The sequence below is a fragment of the Streptomyces sp. NPDC048211 genome (assembly GCF_043202315.1).
Lineage (GTDB): Bacteria > Actinomycetota > Actinomycetes > Streptomycetales > Streptomycetaceae > Streptomyces.
Genome location: NZ_JBIDAD010000004.1, coordinates 455,335 through 478,673 on the forward strand (window position 1 = coordinate 455,335; position 23,339 = coordinate 478,673).

At 72.8% G+C, this 23,339-nt stretch carries 20 protein-coding genes; 11 read left to right on the plus strand and 9 right to left on the minus strand.

Going from position 1 to position 23,339, the window contains the following annotated elements:
- The first annotated feature begins 2 nt into the window (after positions 1-2).
- On the plus strand, positions 3-731 hold the full coding sequence (gene pepE, locus ACGFZA_RS18360; protein ID WP_385284959.1) for a dipeptidase PepE: 729 nt from the start codon (positions 3-5) through the stop codon (positions 729-731).
- On the opposite strand, the gene ACGFZA_RS18365 is transcribed toward pepE, so the two are convergent.
- Positions 694-2,505, minus strand: coding sequence for an MFS transporter (locus ACGFZA_RS18365; protein WP_393680220.1), 1,812 nt, complete (start codon positions 2,503-2,505; stop codon positions 694-696). The genes pepE and ACGFZA_RS18365 overlap by 38 nt on opposite strands.
- 260 nt (positions 2,506-2,765) lie before the next feature.
- Between ACGFZA_RS18365 and ACGFZA_RS18370 the strand changes: the two genes are divergently transcribed.
- From ACGFZA_RS18370 to ACGFZA_RS18380, 3 genes are all read left to right on the plus strand, one after another.
- Positions 2,766-4,940: an acyl-CoA dehydrogenase gene (locus ACGFZA_RS18370; protein WP_393680222.1), complete on the plus strand. Its 2,175-nt coding sequence runs from the start codon at positions 2,766-2,768 to the stop codon at positions 4,938-4,940.
- A 17-nt stretch (positions 4,941-4,957) separates the two neighbouring features.
- Positions 4,958-6,154 (plus strand): lipid-transfer protein, encoded by a 1,197-nt coding sequence (locus ACGFZA_RS18375; protein WP_393680224.1) that lies wholly within the window; start codon positions 4,958-4,960, stop codon positions 6,152-6,154.
- 89 nt (positions 6,155-6,243) lie between these two features.
- Positions 6,244-7,674: an MFS transporter gene (locus ACGFZA_RS18380; RefSeq protein ID WP_393680226.1), complete on the plus strand. Its 1,431-nt coding sequence runs from the start codon at positions 6,244-6,246 to the stop codon at positions 7,672-7,674.
- A 19-nt stretch (positions 7,675-7,693) separates the two neighbouring features.
- Here the strand turns inward: ACGFZA_RS18380 and ACGFZA_RS18385 are convergent, their stop codons facing one another.
- The 5 genes from ACGFZA_RS18385 to ACGFZA_RS18405 form a co-directional block, all read right to left on the minus strand.
- Positions 7,694-8,335, minus strand: a complete 642-nt coding sequence (locus ACGFZA_RS18385; RefSeq protein ID WP_385284967.1) for a response regulator — start codon at positions 8,333-8,335, stop codon at positions 7,694-7,696.
- A 103-nt stretch (positions 8,336-8,438) separates the two neighbouring features.
- The gene (locus ACGFZA_RS18390) at positions 8,439-8,678 is read right to left on the minus strand and encodes a DUF6243 family protein (protein ID WP_385284969.1); all 240 of its coding nucleotides are present in this window, start codon (positions 8,676-8,678) and stop codon (positions 8,439-8,441) included.
- A 279-nt stretch (positions 8,679-8,957) separates the two neighbouring features.
- Positions 8,958-10,157, minus strand: coding sequence for a sensor histidine kinase (locus ACGFZA_RS18395; protein WP_393680229.1), 1,200 nt, complete (start codon positions 10,155-10,157; stop codon positions 8,958-8,960).
- An 11-nt stretch (positions 10,158-10,168) separates the two neighbouring features.
- Positions 10,169-10,891 (minus strand): ABC transporter permease, encoded by a 723-nt coding sequence (locus ACGFZA_RS18400; RefSeq protein ID WP_385284973.1) that lies wholly within the window; start codon positions 10,889-10,891, stop codon positions 10,169-10,171.
- On the minus strand, positions 10,891-11,835 hold the full coding sequence (locus ACGFZA_RS18405; RefSeq protein ID WP_385284975.1) for an ABC transporter ATP-binding protein: 945 nt from the start codon (positions 11,833-11,835) through the stop codon (positions 10,891-10,893). Before ACGFZA_RS18405 ends, ACGFZA_RS18400 begins: the two co-directional genes overlap by 1 nt.
- A 296-nt stretch (positions 11,836-12,131) precedes the next feature.
- Between ACGFZA_RS18405 and ACGFZA_RS18410 the strand changes: the two genes are divergently transcribed.
- From ACGFZA_RS18410 to ACGFZA_RS18420, 3 genes are read left to right on the plus strand one after another with little or no spacing between them, the layout of a single operon-like run.
- Complete coding sequence (locus ACGFZA_RS18410; protein ID WP_385284976.1) at positions 12,132-13,004, plus strand: MaoC/PaaZ C-terminal domain-containing protein; 873 nt, start codon at positions 12,132-12,134, stop codon at positions 13,002-13,004.
- Positions 13,005-13,059: 55 nt separating this feature from the next.
- The gene (locus tag ACGFZA_RS18415) at positions 13,060-14,136 is read left to right on the plus strand and encodes a Zn-dependent alcohol dehydrogenase (RefSeq protein ID WP_385284978.1); all 1,077 of its coding nucleotides are present in this window, start codon (positions 13,060-13,062) and stop codon (positions 14,134-14,136) included.
- A gap of 35 nt (positions 14,137-14,171) precedes the next feature.
- A complete protein-coding gene (locus ACGFZA_RS18420) occupies positions 14,172-15,113 on the plus strand; it encodes a 3-oxoacyl-ACP reductase (RefSeq protein ID WP_385284980.1) in 942 nt (313 codons plus the stop codon).
- Between the two features lie 368 nt (positions 15,114-15,481).
- On the opposite strand, the gene ACGFZA_RS18425 is transcribed toward ACGFZA_RS18420, so the two are convergent.
- Positions 15,482-16,954 (minus strand): hypothetical protein, encoded by a 1,473-nt coding sequence (locus ACGFZA_RS18425; RefSeq protein WP_393680233.1) that lies wholly within the window; start codon positions 16,952-16,954, stop codon positions 15,482-15,484.
- 198 nt (positions 16,955-17,152) lie between these two features.
- Here ACGFZA_RS18425 and ACGFZA_RS18430 point away from each other — a divergent pair, with 198 nt between their 5' ends.
- The 4 genes from ACGFZA_RS18430 to ACGFZA_RS18445 all read left to right on the plus strand — a co-directional run bounded on the left by ACGFZA_RS18430 (position 17,153) and on the right by ACGFZA_RS18445 (position 21,399).
- Positions 17,153-18,196: an ABC transporter substrate-binding protein gene (locus ACGFZA_RS18430; RefSeq protein WP_393680235.1), complete on the plus strand. Its 1,044-nt coding sequence runs from the start codon at positions 17,153-17,155 to the stop codon at positions 18,194-18,196.
- A 313-nt stretch (positions 18,197-18,509) separates the two neighbouring features.
- Positions 18,510-19,346, plus strand: coding sequence for a Nif3-like dinuclear metal center hexameric protein (locus tag ACGFZA_RS18435; protein ID WP_393680237.1), 837 nt, complete (start codon positions 18,510-18,512; stop codon positions 19,344-19,346).
- Positions 19,343-20,086, plus strand: a complete 744-nt coding sequence (locus ACGFZA_RS18440) for a zinc ribbon domain-containing protein (RefSeq protein ID WP_385280634.1) — start codon at positions 19,343-19,345, stop codon at positions 20,084-20,086. Before ACGFZA_RS18435 ends, ACGFZA_RS18440 begins: the two co-directional genes overlap by 4 nt.
- Entirely contained in the window at positions 20,086-21,399 is a 1,314-nt protein-coding gene (locus ACGFZA_RS18445; RefSeq protein ID WP_393680239.1) for a bifunctional RNase H/acid phosphatase, read from the plus strand. Before ACGFZA_RS18440 ends, ACGFZA_RS18445 begins: the two co-directional genes overlap by 1 nt.
- 343 nt (positions 21,400-21,742) lie before the next feature.
- On the opposite strand, the gene eda is transcribed toward ACGFZA_RS18445, so the two are convergent.
- Positions 21,743-22,363 (minus strand): bifunctional 4-hydroxy-2-oxoglutarate aldolase/2-dehydro-3-deoxy-phosphogluconate aldolase, encoded by a 621-nt coding sequence (gene eda, locus ACGFZA_RS18450; RefSeq protein ID WP_385280606.1) that lies wholly within the window; start codon positions 22,361-22,363, stop codon positions 21,743-21,745.
- 74 nt (positions 22,364-22,437) lie between these two features.
- Positions 22,438-23,238 carry a peroxide stress protein YaaA gene (yaaA, locus tag ACGFZA_RS18455; RefSeq protein WP_385280603.1) on the minus strand — a complete coding sequence of 267 codons (801 nt, stop codon included), beginning with the start codon at positions 23,236-23,238 and terminating at the stop codon, positions 22,438-22,440.
- Positions 23,239-23,339 lie beyond the last annotated feature (101 nt).

A 23,339-nucleotide genomic window follows, 5' to 3' on the forward strand; every position in this document is an offset into this window, starting at 1 on the left:
CCGTGAATCTTCTCCTGCTCTCCAACTCCACCCAGCACGGCTGCGGTTACCTGGAACACGCCCTCGACACGGTGACCGCCTTCCTGCCCTCCGGCGCCCGGCTGGCCTTCGTGCCGTACGCGCTCGCCGACTACGCCACGTACACCACGCGCGTCCGCGACGCCCTGGAGCCGGCCGGCATCAGCGTCCGCGGTGTCCACGAGAACGCCGACCCGGTCGCCGAACTCGCCGCGTCCGACGCCGTGTTCATCGGGGGCGGCAACTCCTTCCGGCTGCTGAGCGCCCTCTACCGGACCGGTCTGCGGGATGCCGTGACCGCGTCGGTGCGCGAGGGCCTCCCCTACATGGGGGCCAGCGCCGGGACCAACATGGCGGCGCCCACCCTCCGTACGACCAACGACATGCCCATCGTGCAGCCGCCCTCCTTCGAGACGCTCGGCCTCGTCCCGTTCCAGATCAACCCGCACTACCTGGACCCGGACCCGGACAGCACCCACAAGGGCGAGACCCGTGAGGAGCGGCTCACCGAGTTTCTGGAGGAGAACGACGTCCCGGTGCTCGGCCTGCGCGAGGGCTCATGGCTCCGGGTCAACGGGCGCCAGGCCCGGGTCCAGGGCGCCCGCCCCGCCCGGCTGTTCACCCGCGGCGCGCAGCCGCAGGAACTCCCGGTGGGGACGGACGTCTCTCACCTGCTCACGACCGCGTCGCGGTTCGACGCTCCGGTGCGCTGACCATCAGCACCAGATCGGTCTCGGACTGCGGTCCGTTCGCCGGGTACGACGCGGGCCGGGCCCGCGGCGCGTATCCGGCGGCCGATCCGGCCAGGACGAAGTTGCCGTCGCCGGGGGCGGCGAGCGCGTAGCGGCCCTCGGCGTCCGTCGTGGTGAGCCCGGCCTGCCGGCCGTGCCGGTCGATGAGGGTGACGTTGGCACCGGCCACCGGTGTCCCGTCCGCCTCCCTCACCCGGCCGTGGAAGCCGGCGGAGCCGGTGAAGGGGTGCGGAACGGCGGGGAGCGGGCGTCCGGCCTCGCGCGCGGCGGTGTCGCCCGCGCTGCTCGCCAGCAGCACCGGCGCGGAGGCCTTCCGCTGCGACGGCAGGAACGCCGCCAGCACGAGGCCGACCAGCACCGCACCCGTCGCGATCATGAACGACGTCCGGAACCCCTCCATGCTGGGCACCGAGACCGGGCCCATCCGCACCGAGGTGTTCGCCAGCACCATGCCGATCACCGCACTCGACACCGAGGTGCCGATCGAGCGCATCAGGGTGTTGAGCCCGTTGGCCGCGCCCGTCTCCGAGGCGTCGACGGCCCCGATGATCAGCGCGGGCAGCGAGGAGTACGCGAGTCCGATGCCGGCCCCGAGCAGCACCGCGATCAGGATGGTCTGCCAGGCGGCGCTCATCAGGCCGAGCCCGGCCCCGTAACCGATCGCGATGACCAGCATGCCGATCATCAGGGTCACCCTGGGGCCGTACCGGGCGGAGATCCGGGCGTACACCGGGGCGACGAACATCATCGTCAGGCCGAGCGGAGCCACGCACAGGCCGGCGACCACCATCGACTGGCCGAGCCCGTACCCCGTGGACGTCGGCAGCTGGAGCAGCTGCGGAAGGACCAGCGAGACGGCGTAGAACGCGACCCCGACCATGATCGAAGCGAGGTTGGTGAGCAGCACCTCGCGCCGGGCCGTGGTGCGCAGATCGACCAGCGGCGCGTCGCTGCGCAGCTCGAACAGGCCCCAGAGGACCAGGACGACCAGGGCGGCGGCGATCAGGCCGAGCGTGGTGCCCGAGGTCCAGCCCCAGTCGCTGCCCTTGGTGATGGGCAGCAGCAGGAGGACCAGGCCGAGTGAGAGGCCGAGCGCGCCCGTGACGTCGAACCGGCCCGGGGCCCTGAGCGAGGTCTCCGGCACCGCCAGCACGGTCAGGCCCATGGCCAGCACGCCGAGGCCGGCCGAGCCGAAGAAGAGGGTGTGCCAGTCGGTGTGCTGGGCGACCAGCGCGGCGGCGGGCAGCGCGAGTCCGCCGCCCACCCCGATCGAGGAACTCATCAGGGCCATCGCCGAGCCGAGCTTCTCGCGCGGGAGCTCGTCACGCATGATCCCGATGCCCAGCGGGATGGCGCCCATGGCGAAGCCCTGGAGCGCACGGCCCACGATCATGATCACCAGGTCGTCGGTGAACGCGCATATCAGCGAGCCGACCACCATCACGGCGAGGCTGGCCAGCAGCATCCTCCTCTTGCCGTTGAGGTCCCCGAGCCGCCCCATGATCGGGGTGGAGACGGCTCCGGCGAGCAGGGTCGCCGTCATCACCCAGGTGGCGTTCGACGGGTCGGTGTGCAGAAGGGCGGGCAGGTCCTTGATGACGGGGACGAGCAGGGTCTGCATCACCGCGACGGTGATGCCCGCGAAGGCGAGCACGGGGACGATCCCGCGGCCCGTCTTCGATGTCCGTGGATCAGGAAGCTCCGCGGCGGGCTGTTCATGCGTCGTTCGTGGCATACGTGCGGCCTCCGGGCAGCGGAAGAGAAGGGGCGGGGGCGGGAGCGCGGTCCCTGCGGCGGGCAGCGGTGACCACCAAGTGCGTGCATGGTGAAACCTTCCGCACGACCGAGGTATTCCGGTGAATTGGGCAAGAACAGGTCAAGGCGGCCCGCCCGGTTCGGCGCCCGCCGCAAGTCGGTGCCCATCTGACCTTCCGTCAGATTGGAACGTGTTCTACTCTTGCGCCGTTCCAGTGGCTGCGACCGGCGAGGATCCGCATGGGCATCGGAATCACCGAAGAACACGGGGCGCTCGCGCAGTCCGTACGGGGATGGCTGGCGCGGGCCGTACCGCCCGGGGAGATCCGCAAACTGCTCGACGCGGACGCCCCGACCGCACCCGGCGCACGCCCCGCGTATTGGGGCGGACTCGCGGAGCAGGGGCTGCTCGGTATCCATCTGCCCGAGGCGTACGGGGGCGGAGGCGGCGATCTCCTCGACCTCGCCGTCGTCCTCGAAGAGGCCGGCCGTGCCGCGCTGCCGGGCCCCTACCTGGCGAACGCCCTCGCCTCCGCCGTCCTGCACGCCTCGGGCGCCGGTGACCTGGTGCGCGAGCTGGCCGCCGGCGCGCGCATCGGGGCCGTCGCGCTGGGCCCGGGCACGCTCACCGCCGTCGAGCACGAGGACGGCCACCTCCTGGACGGTGAGCTGCCGCCGGTGCTCTCCGGCGCCGAGGCCGACCTGCTCCTGCTGCCCGCCGCCTCGGCCACCGGCCCGCGCTGGTTCGCCGTCGACACCGCCGCGCAGGGCCTGACCGTCCGCCCGCACCGCGCCGCCGACCCCACCCGGCCCACCGCGGCCGTCCGCGCCGACGGAGTCCTCGTCCCCGCCGCGCGTGCCCTGCGCACCGACACCTGCCTCGTCCGCGACCTCGCCGCCGTCCTGCTCTCCGCCGAGGCCTGCGGCACCGCGGCCCGCTCGCTGGACACCGCCACCGAACACGCCAAGGTCCGCGAACAGTTCGGCCGCCCCATCGGACGGTTCCAGGGCGTCAAGCACCTGTGCGCCGACATGCTCGTCCGCGTCGAACAGGCCCGCGCCCTGGCCTGGGACGCCGCCCGCGCGGCGGGCGAGCCGGAAGGCGTACGGGGCCTGGGCGCCGCGCTCGCCGCGGGAACCGCCCTGGACGCCGCGTACAGCTGCGCCAAGGACGCCATCCAGATCCTCGGCGGGATCGGCTTCACCTGGGAACACGACGCGCATCTGTATCTGCGCCGCGCCCTGGTGGCGCGGCAGCTGCTGGGCGCCGGGGACGACCACCGGCTGCGAGCCGTCCGCCTGGCCACCGGCGGTGCTCGCCGCGAACTCACCCTGGAACTCCCGGCACGGGCCGCGCCACACCGCGCGGCGGCCCGCGAGGCCCTCGCCGCCGCCCGCGGCCTCGACCCGCGAGCCGCCCGCCGCGCCCTCGCCCCCACCGGCTACGCCGCACCCCACCTGCCCGCTCCCTACGGCCTGGGCGCCGGGCCCGTACAACAGCTGGCCGTGCAGCAGGAGTTGCGCGAACAGGGCGTGAAGCTGAGCGATCTGGGGATCGCCACCTGGGTGGTGCCCTCCCTCATCGCGCACGGGACCGCGCAGCAGCAGGACCGCTACCTCCTGCCCACCCTGCGCGGCGAACTCCTGTGGTGCCAGCTGTTCTCCGAACCCGGCGCCGGCTCCGACCTCGCCTCGCTGACCACCCGGGCCGAACGGACCTCCGAGGGCTGGCGGATCACCGGCCAGAAGGTGTGGACGAGCGCCGCGCAGTGGGCCGACCACGGAATCCTGCTCGCCAGGACCGACCCGGACGCCCCCAAGCACCAGGGGCTCGGCTACTTCCTCGTGGACATGAAGAACACCGAGGGCATCGACATCCGCCCCCTGAAGGAGATCACCGGCGACTCCCTCTTCAACGAGGTGTACTTCGACGACGTCCTGCTGCCCGAGGACGCCCTCGTCGGCGAGGCCGGCGGAGGCTGGAAGGTCGCCCGCAACACCCTGGGCAACGAACGCGTCCACATGGCCGACCAGTTGACCTTCGATACCGGACTGGAAGCCCTGATCGGCCGCGCCGAAGGACTCGACGGCGCCTGCCGGGCCCGGATCGGGGCACTCGCCGCCGAGGCGCACGCACTGGCCTGCATCACCCTGCGCACCACCCTCCAGCAGGTCTCCGGACTGGAACCGGGCGCGGGAGCCTCCGTACGCAAGCTCGTCCAGACCGCCCACCAGCAGAAGGTCGCCGAACTCGCCCTCGAACTCCTCGGTCCGGACGGGGCGGTGTGCGAAGGGGCGGGGGAGCGGGCGGTGCACGGGTTCCTGATGTCCCGCTGCCTCACCATCGCGGGCGGCACCACCCAGGTTCAGCTCAATGTCGTCGCCGAGCGCATCCTCGGCCTCCCGCGGGACTGATGAAAGGGGACACCCCCATGAAGGCGTACATCGTCGGCGTCGGGATGACGAAGTTCGAGAAGCCCGAGACCCGCGACTGGCAGTACTGGGACATGGCCGCGGAGGCCGGCAACGCCGCCCTCACCGATGGATCGGTCACGTACGAGGACATCGGGCAGGCCGTCGTCGGCTACTGCTTCCAGGCCTCCACCGCCGGGCAGCGCGCCGTCTACGGACTCGGACTGACCGGAGTACCCGTCTACAACGTCAACAACAACTGCGCCACCGGCTCCACCGCCCTGATGATGGCCCGCCAGTTCGTCGAGGGCGGCGGCAGCGACTGCGTCCTCGCGCTCGGCTTCGAGAAGATGGCGCGCGGATCACTCGGCGGCGGCGGGTCCGACGGCGGCGCGGGCGACTTCAAGACATCCCCCGTCGCACGGCACTACGGGATCATGGCCGCCGCGCACGGCTTCGAGATGACCCCGCCCACCGCTCAGATCTTCGGCAACGCCGCCCGGGAGCACATGGAGCGGTACGGCACGACGGAGGCGCAGCTCGCCGCCGTCGCCGCCAAGAACCACCGCCACTCGGCGGGCAACCCGTACGCCCAGTTCCAGGACCCGTACACGGTCGACGAGGTCCTCGCCGCCAAGCCCATCCACCGCCCCCTGACCCGGCTCCAGTGCTCCCCGACCTCGGACGGGGCCGCCGCGGCCGTCGTCGTCTCCGAGCGCTTCGTCGAGCGGCACGGCCTCGGCGACCGGGCCGTCGAGATCGCCGCCCAGGCCATGACGACCGATACCGAGGCCTCCTTCGCCTCCGGGACCTGCATCGACGCGGTCGGACTTCCCATGTCGCGCGAGGCGGCACGGCAGGTGTACGAGACGGCGGGCGTCGGCGCCGACGACCTCGACGTCATCGAGCTCCACGACTGCTTCTCCATCAACGAACTCCTCACCTACGAGGCACTCGGGCTGTGCGGCGAGGGCGAGTCCGGGGCGCTCGTCGAGTCGGGCGCCACCACCCACGGCGGCCGCTGGGTGGTCAACCCGTCGGGCGGGCTGATCTCCAAGGGGCATCCCCTCGGCGCCACCGGAATCGCGCAGGCCGCCGAACTCACCTGGCAGCTCAGGGGCGAGGCCGGGGCCCGGCAGGTGCCGGACGCCCGGACCGGGCTCGCCCACAACATCGGGCTCGGCGGAGCGGCGGTGGTGACCCTCCTGCGCCGCTGAGGACCGGGCGGAGCCCCGGGTCCTACGCCGCTGGACCGATACCGGTACGGCCCGGAAACCGATGTACGGGTCGCGGGGCGGCTGGGAGTATGACGTCCATGGTTGATGTCTCGACGCCCACACGCCGCAGCGGCGGCACCCGGACCCGTACCTGGGCGGTCGTGCTCGCCGCCTGCACCGGCCAGTTCCTCGTCGTGCTCGACGTGTCCGTCGTCAACGTGGCCCTCCCGTCCATGCGCACCGACCTGGGGCTGAGCGCCGCGGGGCTCCAGTGGGTGCTCAACGCGTACTCGATCGCGTTCGCCGGATTCATACTGCTGGGCGGGCGGGCCGCAGACCTCTACGGCCGCAAGCGGATGTTCCTCGTCGGCCTCGGCCTGTTCACCGCGGCCTCGCTCGCCGGCGGCCTCGCCCAGGAGGGCTGGCAGCTGCTCGCCGCCCGCGCCGCGCAGGGACTCGGCGCCGCGGTGCTCGCCCCCGCGACGCTCACCCTGCTCACCGCGGCCGTCCCGGAGGGGCAGGCCAGGACCAGGGCCATCGGCACCTGGATGGCCGTCGGCGCGGGCGGCGGCGCGGCCGGTGGGCTGGTCGGCGGGGTGCTCACCGACGCCCTGTCCTGGCGGTGGGTCCTGCTCATCAACGTCCCCATCGGCGCGCTCGTGCTGATCGGCGCCGCACTCAAGCTCGCCGAGGGCCGGGCCGGTGGGCGCAGCCGCATCGACCTCCTGGGCGCGCTGCTCGTCACGGCGGGCCTGGCCTCGGTCGCGTACGGCATCGTGCAGACCGAGGCATCGGGCTGGACCGCGGCCGCGACCCTGCTGCCGCTGCTGGGCGGAGTGGCACTGCTCGCCCTGTTCGTCCTGGTCGAGGCGCGCACCGCGAAGCCGCTGATGCCGTTGCGGGTGCTCGGGGCGAGGGCGGTGGCGGCGGCGAACGTGGCGATGTTCGTGATCGGATCGGCCACGTTCTCGATGTGGTACTTCATGACCGTGTACGCGCAGAACGTGCTGGGCTACTCGGCGCTGGAGGCCGGCCTCGCCCTGATGCCGACCTCGGTGGCCGTCGTGGTCGGCTCCACGTGCGCGCCCCGGCTGATGGTGCGCACCGGAGCGAAGAACCTGGCGCTGGTCGGTACGGCGGTGGCGGCCGCGGGCTTCGGCTGGCAGTCCACGATGACGGCCGACGGCTCGTACCTCACCGCCGTGTGCCTGCCCGGCGTGCTGATGATGGCCGGCACCGGCCTCGCGGCCACCCCGCTCGCGACCCTCGCCACCTCGGGCGCGGCACCCGGCGAGGCGGGCCTGGTCTCGGGCCTCGTCAACACGTCCCGCACGATGGGCGGCGCCCTCGGCCTGGCCGTGCTCTCCACCGTCGCCGCGGCCCGGACGGACGGCTCCTCGGGCGCGGTGGAGCTCACGGCCGGCTACGCGCTGGCCTTCCGGACGGCGGGCGGGGTGCTGCTCGGCGGACTGCTGCTGATGGTCCTCTGGCTGCCGCGCCACGTGTCGGCACGGGACTGAGAGGCGGCGCACCGCACCCTCAGAGCCACCCCTGCTGCCGGGCCGCCCGGACCGCCTCCATCCGGTTGCGCGTGCCCGTCTTCCCGATCGCCGCGGACAGGTAGTTGCGGACGGTCGACTCCGAGAGGTGCAGCTTCAGCGCGATGTCGGAGACCGTCGCCCCGTCCACCGAGGCGACCAGCGCGTCGCGCTCCCGCGCGGTCAGCGGGCTCGGCCCCGCACTCAGTGCGGCGGCGGCCAGCGCGGGGTCGATGACGGTCTCCCCGGTCAGCACCTTGCGGATCGCCACCGCGAGCTCCTCGACCGGGCCGTCCTTCACCAGGAACCCCGCCGCACCGGCCTCCATCGCGCGCCGCAGATAGCCGGGCCGGCCGAAGGTGGTGAGGATCAGCACCCGGCAGTCCGGCACCTCATCCCGCAGGTCGGCGGCCGCGTCCAGGCCGCTGCGGCCCGGGAGCTCGATGTCCAGGAGCGCCACATCGGGCCGCGACGTCAGTGCGGCCGCCACGATCTCGTCGCCCGCGCCCACCTGGGCCACCACCTCGATGTCCGGCTCCAGACCGAGCAGCAGGGCGAGCGCGCCGCGCATCATGCCCTGGTCCTCGGCGAGCAGGACTCTTACGCACCTGGCCGGGCGGTGGTCTTGCGGCATCTCGTCCATGAGGAACAGGTTATGGGCGGTGGCCTGTTGGGGCAGCGCGGCGGACGCCCGGCACGCCCGTGGGTCCCGTCCGCCACGGGGCATACGCGCCGCGGTGGGCGGGTCAGCTCTGTGCGGTGTCGTCGTCCGTCTGCCCGGCGCCGTCAGCCGCGTCCTCGGTCGCCCCGGCGGCCCCGCCGGTCTTCTCGCGCATCTTGCGCACCAGCTCCGCCTTCTGGTCGGCGGCACCCTGGCGGTCACGGTTGCGGTGCGGTCCGTTGTTCTGGCGCTCGGCGCGGGACAGCCTCTTGCGCGGGCCGCCGCCCATGCCCACGGGGTTGTTGATGTTCTTGCTGTCGGTCACGGGTTCTCCCGGCGATGAGGTGAAGTGTCTACGGATCCGTCGGCAGGGGACGGGCGGCGACGCCGGAGGACGTCAGCGGGGGCCCGTCGCGCTCTCACTCGTGGATCGGCGTCTGGAAGAACATGGCAAAGACGTTACCCGGTTCCGTCGGCCCCGCACACCAGCCCGAGGGCTCACCCGCGCTCGACGAGCGGCGCCCGCACGGAACCGGGCCGGTCCGGCAGGGCCGGGGGACCGGCCGGACGCCCGGGCGGGAAAGGCCCGCGAGCCGTCAGCCGTTCAGCCGGCACCGGCCTCGCCGCCCGGTGTGGCGGCCGTGTCCGCCGGCAGCTCCGCCGTGACCACGAAGCCGCCTGCCGGTCCGGGGCCCGCCTCCAGTGAGCCGCCGGCCGTGGCGAGGCGTTCGGTGAGGCCCTTGAGGCCGGTGCCGCCGATGCCCGGTGTCGGCGGGGCCGCCGGGGTCCGGCCGTCGTCGGTGACCGTGAGGCGGACCCGGTCGGGGGTGCCCTGGACCACGAACGCGCAGGTGGTGGCGGTGGAGTGGCGGACGACATTGGTGACGGCCTCGCGGACCACCCAGCCCAGCAGCGCCTCCGTCTGCGGGGCGAGCGGGGGCCCCGAGCGGCGGACCGAGGGTTCGATCCCTGCGGCGGTCAGCGCGGACCTGGCCCGGTCGAGCTCGGTGGCCAGGCTGCCCTCGCGGTAGCCGGTGACCGCCTCGCGGATCTCGGTGAGTGCCTGACGCCCGACCGACTCGATGTCGGCGACCTGCGAGAGGGCCGCGTCCATGTCGCGCGGCGCGAGCCTGCGCGCGGCCTCCGACTTGACGACGATCACCGAGAGCGTGTGGCCCAGCAGGTCGTGCAGGTCGCGGGAGAAGCGGAGCCGCTCCTTCTCGACAGCGGTACGGGCCAGTTCCTGCCGGGTGGCGCGCAGCTCCATCACCGTCTCCGACAGGGTGAGGATCGCCGCCGTCACCGCGCCGGAGATGAAGGTTCCGTACCCCAGCGTCCACGGGGTCGACGCGCTGTCGTCGCGCCACACCGCGATCAGGCAGGCCGCCACGGCGAGACCGAGCAGCCCGACGGCGAGCAGACGGTGGCGCAGGATCGTCCCGCAGGCCAGGGAGAGCAGCGGGAAGAAGAGCAGCCAGCTGCCGCCGTAGCCGATCGCCAGCCCGAAGGTGATGGCGGCCATCGCGGCCAGCAGGACGTACGACACCGGACTTTCGCGCTTCTCCTTGACGAACCCGCGGAACACCACGGAGATGTAGAGGGAGTTGAAGGCGAGCAGTCCGATGCCGCCGATCCAGGGGCTGGGCGTCTCGCCCTGGAAGAGGTTGGAGAAGGAGCCCAGGCCCATCAGTAGCCAGGGCAGCAGGGCGTACGGTCCCGGCGGGCCGGGGCGGCGCCCCTCCTTGCGCAGCCGGCGCCGTTCCTTCCGCGCCTGTCGTGCGTTCGCCGGCGCTTGTCCTGGCATGGTCACTCCCGTCACACGGTCCGTGCGGACCGACGGTACGAGATCACGGCGTACGTGCCGAACAGCAGCAGCCACGAGCAGAGCACGAGGAGGGTCGTGGCGCCGGGTGCGTGGCCCTCGGTGGTCGCCCATCCCAGGTCGGCGAACCGGTTGGCGGGAGTGAACCTGCCGACGGACCGCAGCCACTCGGGCAGGAGCTCCAGCGGGAACCACAGCCCGCCGACGACACCGAAGCCCATCAGGCAGGCGACGTTGACCACTCCGGTGCCCTGCGGGGTGAGCCGGTAGCCGTTGCCCAGGCCGAGCAGGGTGAAGGGCAGCGCGCCGATCCAGAGCAGCAGGACCAGGACGATCCACTGCCAGCCCGCCATCCGTACGCCGTTGAGCAGCCCGCCGGCCAGCAGCACCGTCAGGATCGTCGGCAGCACGGTCACCGAGCCGCTGACCGCCCGGCCCACGACCGCGTGCGTGGGGGAGAGCGGGGTGACCCGCAACTGCTGGAGCCAGCCGAGCGACTTGTCGGAGGCGACCCCCGTACCGATGGCCATGGCCGAGCCGAGCGCGCCGTACGCGGCCATGCCGACCATCGAGCTGACCTTCCAGCCGTCGGATCCGTCGTCGCCGCCGATGTTGGTGAAGATCAGGTACATCATCACGGGCATTCCGGCGCCGAAGACGAGGAAGGTGGCGTCGCGCAGGGTCCGGCGGATTTCGAGCACGATGTAGCGGAACATCAGACGGACTCCTCGGCGGGAAGCGAGGCGCCGGCGGCCGGCGCGGTGAGGGAGAGGAAGGCGGCCTCCAGCGTGGCCAGGGAGACCTGGAGGCCCCGGACCAGACCGAGCCGGGCGAGCTCCACGACGGTGGCGTCGGAATCGTCCGTGTGCAGCACCGCCCGGTCCCCGGTCACCTCGACGGTGACGACACCGGGCAGCAGCTCCAGGCCCGCGGTGGGCCGCCCCGCGAGGTCGAAGGAGACCTGGCTGTGGCCGGCCGCGGCCTTGATGGTCTCGCCGCTGCCGTCCGCGACGATCCGGCCGCGGTCGACCACGACGATGCGGTCGGCGTTCTCGTCGGCCTCCTCCAGGTAGTGCGTGGAGAAGAGCACGGTGTTGCCGCGCCGGGCATAGGCCCGCATGGACTCCCAGAACGCATGCCGCCCCTCCACGTCCAGGGCGGCGGTCGGCTCGTCCAGCACGATCAGCTCCGGACCGCCGGCCAGCGCGACGGCGAACCGGACCCGCTGGATCTGGCCGCCGGAGAGCTTGTCGATCCGCCGGTTCGCGTACTCCGCGACCCCTGCCAGATCCAGCGCCTCGGCGACCGGCAGCGGCTTCGGGTACGTGGAGGCCACGAAGGTGATCAGCTCGCGGACGGTCACCCGCTGGATGGGGCGGCCGTCCTGGAGCATGGCGCCGACCAGGCCGGCCCCCACCGCCCGGTCGGGGGTGCGGCCGAACACCCGCACACGGCCGGCGTCCGGCTCGTTCAGCCCGAGCAGCAGGCTGATCGCCGTGGACTTGCCGGCGCCGTTGCGCCCGAGGAGGGCGACGGTCTCACCCCGCGCCACGGTCAGGTCGATCCCGTCCACGGCCCGCACGCGCTGTCCGGCCCGTCCGAAGGCCTTCACCACCCCGGTGAAGGCCACCGCCGTCCCGTTCCCCGTCGTCTGCTTCATGAGGACCACGCTACGGAGCGTGAGCACGCTCCGGCAGATGCGCATGTACGGACTCGGCGATGACAAATGTCATGGCCCCCGGAGCCCGGTGATCGGGGGCGAACGAGCCTCCCGGCAAGCGATCTGACGAGACGTCAGCAGTCTTCACAAGTGCTGTGCGCTGCGTTATACATAGGGCCAACCGGCTAGAACGCGTTCTAGAACGGGCGTGGTCTCCGGTCCCCGCACGACCTCGGTGCGGCCGACGGTGCGGACGGCCGTGCCGAGGTCTTCCACCGTCGAGGAGCAGCTTCCCCATGCCCATTGATGCCGAAAAGGCTCTCGCTGCCGAACCCAGGACCAGCCGGATCAGCTGGGACCACAAGGACGTCCAGCTCTACCACCTCGGGGTCGGCGCAGGTGTCCGCCCCGACCTCGCCGACCCCGCCGTCGACCCCGGCGAGCTGCGCTACACGCTGGAGTCCCGGCTCCAGGTGCTGCCCTCCTTCGCCACGGTCGCGGGTGCGGGCACCGCCATGGCGGGCGGGCTGTCCGCGCCCGGTGTCGACGTCGACCTCGCGGCCGTCCTGCACGGCGGCCAGAGCGTCAGGGTGCACCGGCCGGTCCCGGTGAAGGGCGGCGCCGTCGTGACCTCGAAGATTGCCGCGGTGTACGACAAGGTCAAGGCGGCCGTGCTGGTGCTGCGGACCGAGGCGGCCGACGACGACGGCCCGCTGTGGACCAGCGACTCCCGGATCTTCGTGCGCGGGGAAGGCGGATTCGGCGGTGAGCGCGGTCCGTCCGAGCGGACGGCCCCGCCCACGTCCGCCCCCGACCGCGTCGTGGAACGGCCGGTCCGCCCCGACCAGGCGCTGCTGTACCGCCTCTCCGGGGACTGGAACCCGCTCCACGCCGACCCGGACTTCGCCGCGAAGGCGGGCTTCGACCGGCCGATCCTGCACGGACTGTGCACCTACGGCATGACGCTCAAGGCCGTCACCGACACCGTCCTCGGCGGCGACGTGACCCGTATCCGCTCCTACCGCACCCGGTTCACCGGGGTCGTCTTCCCCGGCGAGACCCTCCGCATCGAGATGTGGACCGCCGAGAACGAGGTGCGGGTCGAGGTGAAGGCCGTGGAACGGGACAACGCCACGGTCCTCGGCGACACCTTCGTCGAACACTCCTGAACCCGAATCCGAACCCACTCCACAAGCACCGCAGGCCCGTGAGGGGAGCCGCACCATGCGCGCAGCCGTACTGCACGAGATCGGCCAGGACAAACTCGAAGTACTCGACGACGTCGAGGCGGTGGGCTTCGGGCCCGGAAAGGTCAGGCTTCGCGTCCGGGCCACCGGGCTGTGCCACTCCGACATCTCCGCGATGAGCGGGGTGCTGCCGCAGCCCGCCCCCTTCATCCCCGGCCACGAGGGCGCCGGCGAGGTCATCGACGTCGGGGACGGCGTGACCGGGCTGAGCGCGGGGGACCGGGTGCTGGTCTGCTGGCTGCCGGCCTGCGGCACCTGTCAGGCCTGCAAACGCGGCCAGACCCACCTCTGCCTGGCCGGCTTCATGAACGCGGGCACCCCCAACTTCAAGCGCCCCGGCGGGGATGTCTTCGGTTTCGCCGGCACCGGCACCTTCACCGAAGAGGTCGTCGTCGGCGCGGGCTGCGCGGTGCCGATCCCCGACGACGTGCCGTTCGAGATCGCGGCGCTGATCGGCTGCGGGGTCACCACCGGTCTCGGCGCCGCCATCAACACCGCTCAGGTGGAGGCCGGTTCGTCGGTCGCCGTGATCGGCTGCGGCGGTGTGGGCATCTCCACCATCCAGGGCGCCAGGGTGCAGGGCGCCGCCCAGATCGTCGCGGTGGACCCTGTGGCCTCCCGGCGCGAGGCGGCGCTGCGTTTCGGCGCGACGGAGGCGGTCTCGCCCGACGAGTTCGCCGACGCCAAGCAGCGGATCACCGCGGGCGAGGGCTTCGACTACGTCTTCGAGGTCGTCGGCAAGTCCGCCACGGCCCGCACCGCGTACGAGCAGACCCGGCGCGGCGGCACCCTCTGCATCGTCGGCGCGGGGGCCATGGACGACAACTTCCAGGTCAACATGTTCGAGCTCTTCTTCGACGAGAAGCGGATCCTGCCCTCCATGTACGGAGGCGGGGACGTGCTCCGGTCCTACGAGCGGGCCATCGCGCTCTGGCGGGCCGGCCGCATCGACCTGGAGTCGATGATCACCCACCGGGTGCGCCTCGACGGCATCAACGACGCCCTCGACCAGATGCGGACCGGCGAGTCGCTGCGTACCTGCATCGAGCTCTGAACCACAGCCCCCTCCTGAGAGGACCCCGAGAACCGATGTCACTTCCCCTGGACGGACTGTCCGCGATCGTCACCGGAGCCGGCCGCGGCCTCGGCCGGGCCGAGGCGCTGGAACTGGCGCGGCTCGGCGCGGCCGTCGTCGTCAACGACTACGGGCAGCCCGGCCGCGACGGTTCGGGCGAGGCGTCGGCCGCACCCGCCGAGGAGGTCGCCGAGGAGATCCGCTCCGCCGGCGGCCGGGCGGTCGCCCACCTCGGCGACGTCTCCGACCACGAGCAGGCCCGCGCCCTGGTGGCACTGGCCGTCGAGACGTACGGCCGGCTCGACATCCTGGTCAACAACGCGGGCATCCTGCGCGACCGGATGATCTTCTCGATGACCGAGGACGAGTGGGACTCGGTCCTGCGGGTGCACCTCAAGGGCCACTTCAACACCACGCACTTCGCCGCCGCCCACTGGCGGTCCCGCTCCAAGGAGTCCGGCGGCCCGGTCTACGGCCGGATCGTCAACACCTCGTCGGAGGCCTTCCTGGCAGGTTCGGCGGGTCAGCCGAACTACGCGGCGGCCAAGGGCGGCATCGTCGGACTCACCACCTCCACCGCGCTGGCCCTGGCCAAGTACGGCGTCACCGCCAACGCCATCTGCCCGCGCGCCAGGACCCGGATGACGGAGGACGTCTTCGCGGGCTTCGAGGAGCCGCAGGACGGGCGGCTGGACGCACTCGCACCCGAGCACGTCTCGCCCCTCGTCGGCTATCTGGCCTCCCCGGCGGCAGCGAAGGTCAACGGGCAGCTGCTCGTGGTGCACGGCGGGATGGTCGCGATCGTCGAACGGCCCAGGGTGGCGGCGAAGTTCGACGCGGCGAAGGAGGCGTTCTCCTTCGACGAACTGGACGAACTGATCACCCCGTACTACGCGGACCGGCCGCCGAACGAGACCTTCGCGGCGGCGGAGGTGCTCGGCCTCAAGCGCGGCTGAACGGAGGAGGGCCCCCGCAGCCGGCCGGCTGCGGGGGCCCTCCTCTCCCTCGTTCGTTCTCCCTGGGCGGCGGTCAGGCCGCCCTGCTGCCACCTTCGGAGGGGCGGCGGTGGCGGCCCTGCGGTTGCGCCGCAGAGTCGTCCGTCGCCACACCCCCTCGGTGCTTTCCGTAGCCGCCGGCTTCGGCCCGTTGCGCGTCCGCCCCCGGCGGACGCGTCTGGGTCGTGTCGGATCGCGCCTCAGACATCTGGGAAGTCACCCCGTTGTGATCGCTTGCGTGTTGGTCTCCGGGGCCCTCGCACCACCGCCCGGGAACGGTCACCGTCGGCGACCGCGGTGCGCGATTGCGTGAGATCCCCGGCCCAACTCTAGTCAGGTGTCGTACGCCCCACGAGAGGCGCCTGCCCCAGGGGAACGGGTCTGCACACAGGAAGATGCGCCAGGGTGGCGGAGGGTTGCCTACCACTTTCCGCGCAGCCCGCCGCGGCCGTGTGCCAAGCCGGCTCCTCGTCGGAGGGGGCCGTCAGGAGAGCCACCGCGCAGGGCGTGTCCGCGTTCGCGTACGGCAGTCCGAGTACGCCGTCGCGCGACCAGACGCCGCTGCCGGCCAGCCAGCCCTCGGGCGCGGCGAGGTGATGCAGCCGACGTCCCGACGGGCGCCAGATCCCGGCCCAGCTGCCCGCCGCCCCGTCGATCCGCAGGGCCACCGCGCAGCTCTCCGGCATCAGCATCTGCCCCGGCTGGACCGCGAACGGCGTCACGGTGGCATCCGGCAGGCGCAGGCACTCGGGGAAGCGCACCGGCAGACAGCTGCCCAGCACCCCCCAGCCGATCCGCTCGTGCCCCGGCGCGTCGGAGCGGATCAGCAGCAGACCGCTGTCCGGATCGGCGAGCAGCAGCCGGTCGTTGCTGTCCGGTGCGATCTGGAGCAGGGGCGTCATCTCGGCACCGCGCCCCAGGTCCACGGCGACCGCCTTCACCGGGCCGCCGCCCGCGGGCTCCCGGTCCAGGGCCAGCAACCGGCCCGCCCGGTCCAGCCAGACCCCACCGGTACAGCGCCCCGGCAGGTCCGCGATGTGCTCCGGCCCGAACGTGCCGCCCGCCACCAGCCAGAGCCCGGTGGAGTACGCACCGGCGGCCAGGGCGTACACGCTGACGCCGTCCGGTGAGGGCGGCAGCAGGGTCAGTTCGGCGCATTCGACGGCGCCCAAAGGGAGTTCACCGGTGCCGGGCCCGGTCGGGTAGAGCAGCGAGAAGGCGTGGCGGCCGGCGACCCGGCGCCGGATCAGCACGCGGCCGTCGGCGAGCGGCAGCACCTGCGCGTCGGCCTCCTCCGGGTGGTCCACCGGAAGCGGTACGGCATACGGCTCGGGGCCGTCCAGCGTCCAGCGCTCCGCGTACCAGCCCGTCCGGTCTCCCGCCCCCGCTTCGGCGGCGGCGTCACGGGCGACCGTGAGCCGCGCGGCGTAGGCGCCGTCGGCGGTGATCGTGAACGCGGGCAGGACCGTTTCGTCAGGGACCGGCTCCAGCGCTGCCGCCGAAGCGTCCGGGTCCGGCGGTGCCGTCGGCACGTCGGGGTCCGGCGGTGCCGACGGCGAGACCGGTTCCCGTGGTCCCGTCGATGCGGCCGGTTCCCGTGGGGCCGTCGACGAGACCGGGGCCGGTGAACCGGCCGACGCACTCCGCTCCGGCGGCTCCGGCAGAGCCGCGCCGCTCCCGGCCGGGGCCGGGTTCGGGTCCGGTACCTCCTCGGCTTCCGCCGACTCGTCGGACCCCGGCTCCACCGTCTCTCCGGTTCCGGCCGCCTCAGCGGTCCCGTCCTCGATGGCACAGGCAGTCATCGACTCATCACCTCCGGCAACCGAAGCTAGTTTTCGCACTCCCTGCCGAACAACGCGAGCCATGGCACTTCACACATAAGGGTGGCGATGCCCGGATTCGCCTGAGAAGACGGGGGTGGTTGTGCTCACAGAGGTGAGAGGTGTCTAAGGTTAGGCATTCCTAAGAACTACCTGTGTGATCCTCGACTGGAGCAAGTGATGTCCCTTCGTCGCCGCGGCACCGCCGCAGTCGGCCTGGCCGTAGTGGCCGCCCTGTCCCTCTCGGCCTGCGGGAGTGACGACGGCGGCTCCGGTGCCTCCGGCAAGTCCGAGGGCGGCGCCGACAAGAAGGCCGCGGTCGCGACGGGCGGCAAGGACTTCGGTGACGCGGCGAAGAAGACCGCGGCGTACGGCACCGACGCCCCGGCGGGCACGTTCCCCCGTACGCTCACGCACGCCATGGGCAAGACCGAGCTCAAGGCGGCTCCGAAGCGGGTCGTCGTGCTCGACGTTGGCGAGTTCGACAACGTCGTGTCGCTGGGTGTGAAGCCGGTCGGTTACGCCCCCTCCGAGGGCGACGCGGCGATCCCGTCGTACCTGAAGAAGGCCGCGGGCGACCCCAAGAACGTCGGCACGATCAACAACCTCAACCTTGAGGCGATCGCCGCACTCAAGCCCGACCTGATCCTCGGCAGCCAGCTGCGCGCCGCGGACAAGTACGACGAGCTGTCCAAGATCGCGCCGACCGTGTTCTCCATCCGCCCGGGCTTCACCTGGAAGGAGAACTACCTCCTCAACGCCGCGGCGCTGGACAAGACCGCCAAGGCGAAGTCGGCGCTCGGCGCCTACGAGGCGAACGCGAAGAAGCTCGGCGAGGACATCGGTCCGAAGAAGCCGACCATCTCCATGGTCCGCTACCTGCCGGACAAGATCCGCCTCTACGCCAAGGCCTCCTTCATCGGCACCATCCTCGACGACGCCGGCCTGCCGCGGCCCGAGAACCAGCAGATCGACGAGCTGGCCGCGGAGATCAGCCCGGAGAAGATCGACGAGGCGGACGCCGACTGGATCTTCACCGGTGTGTACGGCGACGTGAAGGCCACCAAGCGCGACACCACCCAGGCCAACCCGCTGTGGAAGAACCTGAAGGCCGTCAAGGAGGGCCGGGCGAAGAACGTCTCCGACGAGACCTGGTACCTCGGTCTCGGTGTCACGGCCGCGAACCTGGTCCTCGACGACCTGCGCGCGGACCTCGTCAAGTAACGACGGCCTGCGCGCGCCGGGCTCTCGTGAGGGAGTGGCGGTCCGCGCTCCCGGCCCCGGTCGGGAGGCGCGGCCCGCTCGCCGGACCTGGCCGGGTACGCGCCGGCCCGCGCCGGCCCGCGAGGGCCCGCCCGGGCGCGGTGGTGCCGAGCTGGGTGTGCACGAGTACGCGCCGGCCCGCGAGGGCCCGCCGGCGCCGCGCGGCTGTCCGGCGCGGCGCCCGCGTAACGATTCATGACCGGCCGGCCACCCGATGCCCCGGGTCCGACCGGCCATGGGATGCGGGGCACGGAGGCCAGGTAGCCTTTCCTCTGTGCCCCGTCTGTCTGAAGTCATTGCCGAGCTCGACGCCCTGTGGCCGCCCGAGCGGGCCGAAGGATGGGATGCGGTCGGCACCGTCTGCGGTGATCCGGACGCCGAGGTCCACCGGGTGCTCTTCGCCGTCGACCCGGTCCAGGAGATCGCCGACGAGGCGATGAAGCTCGGCGCCCAGCTGATCGTCACCCACCACCCGCTCTACCTGCGCGGTACGACGACGGTCGCCGCCGGCACCTTCAAGGGCCGGGTCGTGCACACCCTCATCAAGCACGACATCGCGCTGCACGTCGCCCACACCAACGCCGACTCCGCGGACCCCGGCGTGTCCGACGCCCTGGCCGGCGCCCTCGACCTCCGCGTCGAGCGGCCCCTTGTCCCGGACCCCACGGACCGCGCCGGCCGCCGCGGCCTCGGCCGGATCTGCACGCTCGACCACCCCGAGACCCTCGGCGCGTTCGCCGCCCGGGCCGCCGCCCGGCTGCCCGCCACCGCGCAGGGCATCCGCCTCGCGGGCGACCCCGAGGCCCTCGTGCGGACCGTCGCCGTGAGCGGCGGATCGGGCGACAGCCTCTTCGACGAGGTGCGCGCCGCGGGCGTGGACGCCTTCCTCACCGCGGACCTGCGCCACCACCCGGCCTCCGAGGCCGTCCAGCACTCGTCGCTCGGCCTGGTCGATGCCGCACACTGGGCCACCGAGTGGCCGTGGTGCGAGCAGGCCGCGGCACAGCTCGACGCGATTTCCGACCGCCACGGATGGGACCTGCGGGTCCACGTCTCGAAGCAGGTCACCGACCCCTGGACCACCCACCACTCTTCTGGAGCCCCCAACTGAACGCCGCGCCCGCCGACCAGATCCGACTCCTCGACGTCCAGGCCCTCGACCAGCGTCTCTCCCAGCTTGCCCACCGGCGCAACTCCCTGCCCGAGCACGCCGAGATCGAGTCGCTCACGGGCGACCTCGCCCAGCTCCGTGACCTCCTCGTCGCCTCGACGACCGAGGAGAGCGACACCGCCCGCGAGCAGACCAAGGCGGAGCACGACGTCGACCAGGTGCGCCAGCGCGCCGCCCGCGACCAGCAGCGCCTGGACTCGGGCGCGGTCACCTCGCCCAAGGACCTGGAGAGCCTCCAGCGCGAGATCGTCTCCCTCGCCAAGCGCCAGGGCGATCTGGAGGACGTCGTCCTCGAGGTCATGGAGCGCCGCGAGTCCGCCCAGGAGCGGGTCGCCGAGCTGACCGACCGGGTCGCCGCCGTGCAGGCCAAGGTCGACGACGCCACCGCCCGCCGGGACGCCGCGACCCAGGAGATCGACACGGAGACCGCGACGGTCACCAAGGAGCGCGAGGTCGTCGCCGGTTCCGTTCCCGCGGACCTGCTGAAGCTGTACGACAAGCTCCGCGCCCAGCAGGGCGGGGTGGGCGCCGCCCGCCTCTACCAGCGCCGCTGCGAGGGCTGCCGCCTGGAGCTCAACATCACCGAGGTCAACGACGTGAAGGCCGCGTCCCCCGACACGGTGCTGCGCTGCGAGAACTGCCACCGCATCCTCGTCCGCACCTCGGACTCGGGTCTGTAATGATGCAGCCGCGCCAGTTCGTCGTCGAGGCCGACGGCGGCTCCCGGGGCAACCCGGGGCCCGCCGGTTACGGCGCGGTCGTGATCGACCCCGCGACGGGGGAGACCCTGGCCGAGACGGCCGAGTACATCGGCGTCGCGACGAACAACGTCGCCGAGTACAAGGGCCTCATCGCCGGTCTCCGGGCCGCGAAGGCGCTGGTGCCGGACGCCGCGGGCGACGGGCCGCGGGTGCACGTCCGGATGGACTCCAAGCTGGTCGTGGAACAGATGTCGGGCCGCTGGAAGATCAAGCATCCCGACATGAAGCCGCTCGCGGCCGAGGCCGCCCGGATCCTTCCGGCGTCCGCCGTCACCTACGAGTGGATCCCGCGCGAGAAGAACAAGCACGCGGACCGGCTCGCGAACGAGGCGATGGACGCGGGCAGGCGCGGCAAGCAGTGGGAGCCGTCGTCCTCGACGGCGGGCCTCGACACCCCGAGGTCCTCGGTGACCGCCGCACTGCCGCCGGTCTCCGGTCCGCCCGGTGACGCCGCGGCGGGAGCGGCCAGGGCCAGGGCGGCGCTGAGCCGGCCGGCCGCAGAGCCCCGGCAGACCTCGGCCGAGACCACCCCACAGGCCTCCGCGACCGAGGCCCCGCAGGTGTCCGCCGCGACCCCGCAGGCCGGCTGGAGTGCCGCCCCGGACCTCGGCGCACCCGCCACCTTCGTGCTGCTGCGCCACGGCGAGACCCTCCTCACCCCCGAGAAGCGGTTCTCCGGCAGTGGCGGCACCGACCCCGAGCTCTCCGCCGTCGGCCGCGGGCAGGCCGAGCGCGCCGCCGAGGCCTTCGCGGCCCGTGGGACGGTGCAGGAGATCGTCAGCTCCCCGCTGCGCCGCTGCCGCGAGACGGCCGGTGCGGTCGCGGCCCGGCTGGGCCTGGAGGTCCGGATCGAGGAAGGGCTGCGCGAGACGGACTTCGGTGACTGGGAGGGCCTGACGTTCGGCGAGGTCGGGGAGCGGTACCGAGCCGATCTGGACGCCTGGCTCGCCTCCGCGAAGGCGGCCCCCACCGGAGGCGGCGAGAGCTTCGCCGAGGTGGCCCGCCGCGTCGCGGCGACCCGCGACCGCCTCGTCACCCGGTATGCCGGCCGCACGGTCCTCGTGGTCACGCACGTCACGCCCATCAAGACCCTCGTCCGACTGGCCCTGGGCGCCCCGCCGGAGTCGCTGTTCCGGATGGAGCTCTCGGCGGCGTCCGTCTCGGCCGTGGCCTACTACGCGGACGGCAACGCCTCCGTACGGCTGTTCAACGACACGTCCCACCTGCGGTAGAGCCTTCGGCTGTTCACCGACGGGTACCGCCTGCGGGTGGAGCCTTCGGCTGTTCAACGGTAAGTGCCGCCTGCGGTGGAGCCTTCGGCTGTTCACCGACACGTCCCGCCTGCGGGGAGAGCCTTCGGGCCGGTCACCGACGCGTCCCACCGGCGACAGAGCCATCCGGACAGCACTCGGCCCCATCGGCGGGGGGAGGCCGATGGGGCCGAGGCGGTTCCGGGAGGCCGGGGGATTGCCTGCCGGAACCCGGGTCACCCGGAAGCCGGGTCACGTGTCCCTGAAGGTCTCGTGCCCCGGCTGCCGGGGAGCATGCGCGCGAAACCGCGCGAGTTTGCGGGGCTCAGCCGCGCAGCGCCGCCGCCTCGGCGGCCAGCCGCTCCACCCGGTCCCAGTCCCGGGCTGCCACCGCGTCGCCGGGGACCATCCAACTGCCGCCCACGCAGCCGACGTTCGGCAGGGCCAGGTAGGAGGGCGCCGAGGCGAGGGAGATACCGCCGGTCGGGCAGAACCTGGCCTGGGGGAGCGGGGCGGACAGGGCCTTCAGATAGGCCGTGCCGCCCGCCGCCTCGGCCGGGAAGAACTTCATCTCGGTGACCCCGCGCTCCAGCAGCGCGACCACCTCGGACGTCGTGGAGACGCCCGGAAGGAACGGCACCCCCGACGCCTTCATCGCGTCCAGCAGCGCGTCCGTCCAGCCCGGGCTCACCAGGAACCGGGCGCCCGCGGCCACGGTGTCCGAGACGTTCCGCGCCGAGATCACCGTGCCGGCGCCGACCACCGCGTCCGGAACCTCTGCCGCGATCGCTTTGATCGCGTCGAGGGCGGCGGCGGTCCGCAGCGTCACCTCGATCGCCGGAAGCCCGCCCGCGACCAGGGCCCGGGCGAGCGGCACCGCGTCGGCGGCGTCCTCCAGCACGACGACGGGCACGACGGGGGCAAGGTCCAGTACGGAGGAGGTCATGTCCTCATCCTGCCGCGAACACCGCATGATGCGCAACGAGTGTTGCGCATGCTGCAACGCGAACCCGGTGTGTGTCAGTGGATCTCCGTCACCACCACATCGAGCTCCCACGCCCGCCCGGGCCGTGCGGGCGCCTGCGCCTCCACCACGTACCCGAGGTCCCGCAGGGCCGTCACCAGCTCCGCCGGATCCTTCGGCCGGGCCCCCGCCTGCAGCAGATCGCGGACCATCCGCCCCTTCGTCGCCTTGTTGAAGTGGCTGACCACCGACCGCTTCTCCACCCCGTTCACCACCTGGGAGTGCAGCACCCGCACGCTCGCCGTACGCTCCGCCACCGCGCCCTTCGGCTTCCACGCCGCCGTGTACGCGGACGACCGCAGGTCCAGCACCGGACCGTCCCCGGCCGCCTCCGGCATGACCTCCGCCATCGGCGCACGCCAGAACGCCCCGAGAGCACCGAGCCCCGGCAGCTTCACCCCCATCGAGCAGCGGTACGGCGGAATCCGGTCGCCCACCCGCACCGCGCCCCACAGCCCGGAGAAGACCAGCAGCGACTTCCCCGCCCGGCGGCGGGCCGCCGTGTCCAGGGACGCCAGGTCCAGCGCGTCGTACAGCACCCCGGTGTAGAGCTCCCCGGCCGGACGCGCACCCGCCGTCCGCAGCTCGACGTTCTTCGCGACCTCGCCGCGCAGCCCCTCGCTGAGCCCCAGCACCACGCGGGCCTTCTCCTCGTCCGCCGCGCACAGCTCCACCAGCCCCTCCAGCACGGCGGCCCGCGCCCCGGCCAGACCGGGCAACGAGAGCGCCTCGGGCTTCAGAGGTGCTCCGCGCCCCGAGGCGGCCTTTCCTTCGGAGGGCGGCAACAGCACGAGCACGGCGGTTCTCCTTCGTACGTACGGAAAAGGGGTCCTCCGGCCCGCGCGCGGATCTTCCGGCGGCAGCCCGCAACCCCTCGTGCCAGCGTACGGGGAAGCGG

Bases quoted from the DNA above. Each gene is read 5' to 3' on its own strand.
- ACGFZA_RS18365 (WP_393680220.1), bottom strand. From the start codon at position 2,505: ATGCCACGAACGACGCATGAACAGCCCGCCGCGGAGCTTCCTGATCCA.
- ACGFZA_RS18370 (WP_393680222.1), top strand. From the start codon at position 2,766: ATGGGCATCGGAATCACCGAAGAACACGGGGCGCTCGCGCAGTCCGTA.
- ACGFZA_RS18375 (WP_393680224.1), top strand. From the start codon at position 4,958: ATGAAGGCGTACATCGTCGGCGTCGGGATGACGAAGTTCGAGAAGCCC.
- ACGFZA_RS18380 (WP_393680226.1), top strand. From the start codon at position 6,244: ATGACGTCCATGGTTGATGTCTCGACGCCCACACGCCGCAGCGGCGGC.
- ACGFZA_RS18385 (WP_385284967.1), bottom strand. From the start codon at position 8,335: ATGGACGAGATGCCGCAAGACCACCGCCCGGCCAGGTGCGTAAGAGTC.
- ACGFZA_RS18395 (WP_393680229.1), bottom strand. From the start codon at position 10,157: ATGCCAGGACAAGCGCCGGCGAACGCACGACAGGCGCGGAAGGAACGG.
- ACGFZA_RS18400 (WP_385284973.1), bottom strand. From the start codon at position 10,891: ATGTTCCGCTACATCGTGCTCGAAATCCGCCGGACCCTGCGCGACGCC.
- ACGFZA_RS18405 (WP_385284975.1), bottom strand. From the start codon at position 11,835: ATGAAGCAGACGACGGGGAACGGGACGGCGGTGGCCTTCACCGGGGTG.
- ACGFZA_RS18410 (WP_385284976.1), top strand. From the start codon at position 12,132: ATGCCCATTGATGCCGAAAAGGCTCTCGCTGCCGAACCCAGGACCAGC.
- ACGFZA_RS18415 (WP_385284978.1), top strand. From the start codon at position 13,060: ATGCGCGCAGCCGTACTGCACGAGATCGGCCAGGACAAACTCGAAGTA.
- ACGFZA_RS18420 (WP_385284980.1), top strand. From the start codon at position 14,172: ATGTCACTTCCCCTGGACGGACTGTCCGCGATCGTCACCGGAGCCGGC.
- ACGFZA_RS18425 (WP_393680233.1), bottom strand. From the start codon at position 16,954: ATGACTGCCTGTGCCATCGAGGACGGGACCGCTGAGGCGGCCGGAACC.
- ACGFZA_RS18430 (WP_393680235.1), top strand. From the start codon at position 17,153: ATGTCCCTTCGTCGCCGCGGCACCGCCGCAGTCGGCCTGGCCGTAGTG.
- ACGFZA_RS18445 (WP_393680239.1), top strand. From the start codon at position 20,086: ATGATGCAGCCGCGCCAGTTCGTCGTCGAGGCCGACGGCGGCTCCCGG.
- eda (WP_385280606.1), bottom strand. From the start codon at position 22,363: ATGACCTCCTCCGTACTGGACCTTGCCCCCGTCGTGCCCGTCGTCGTG.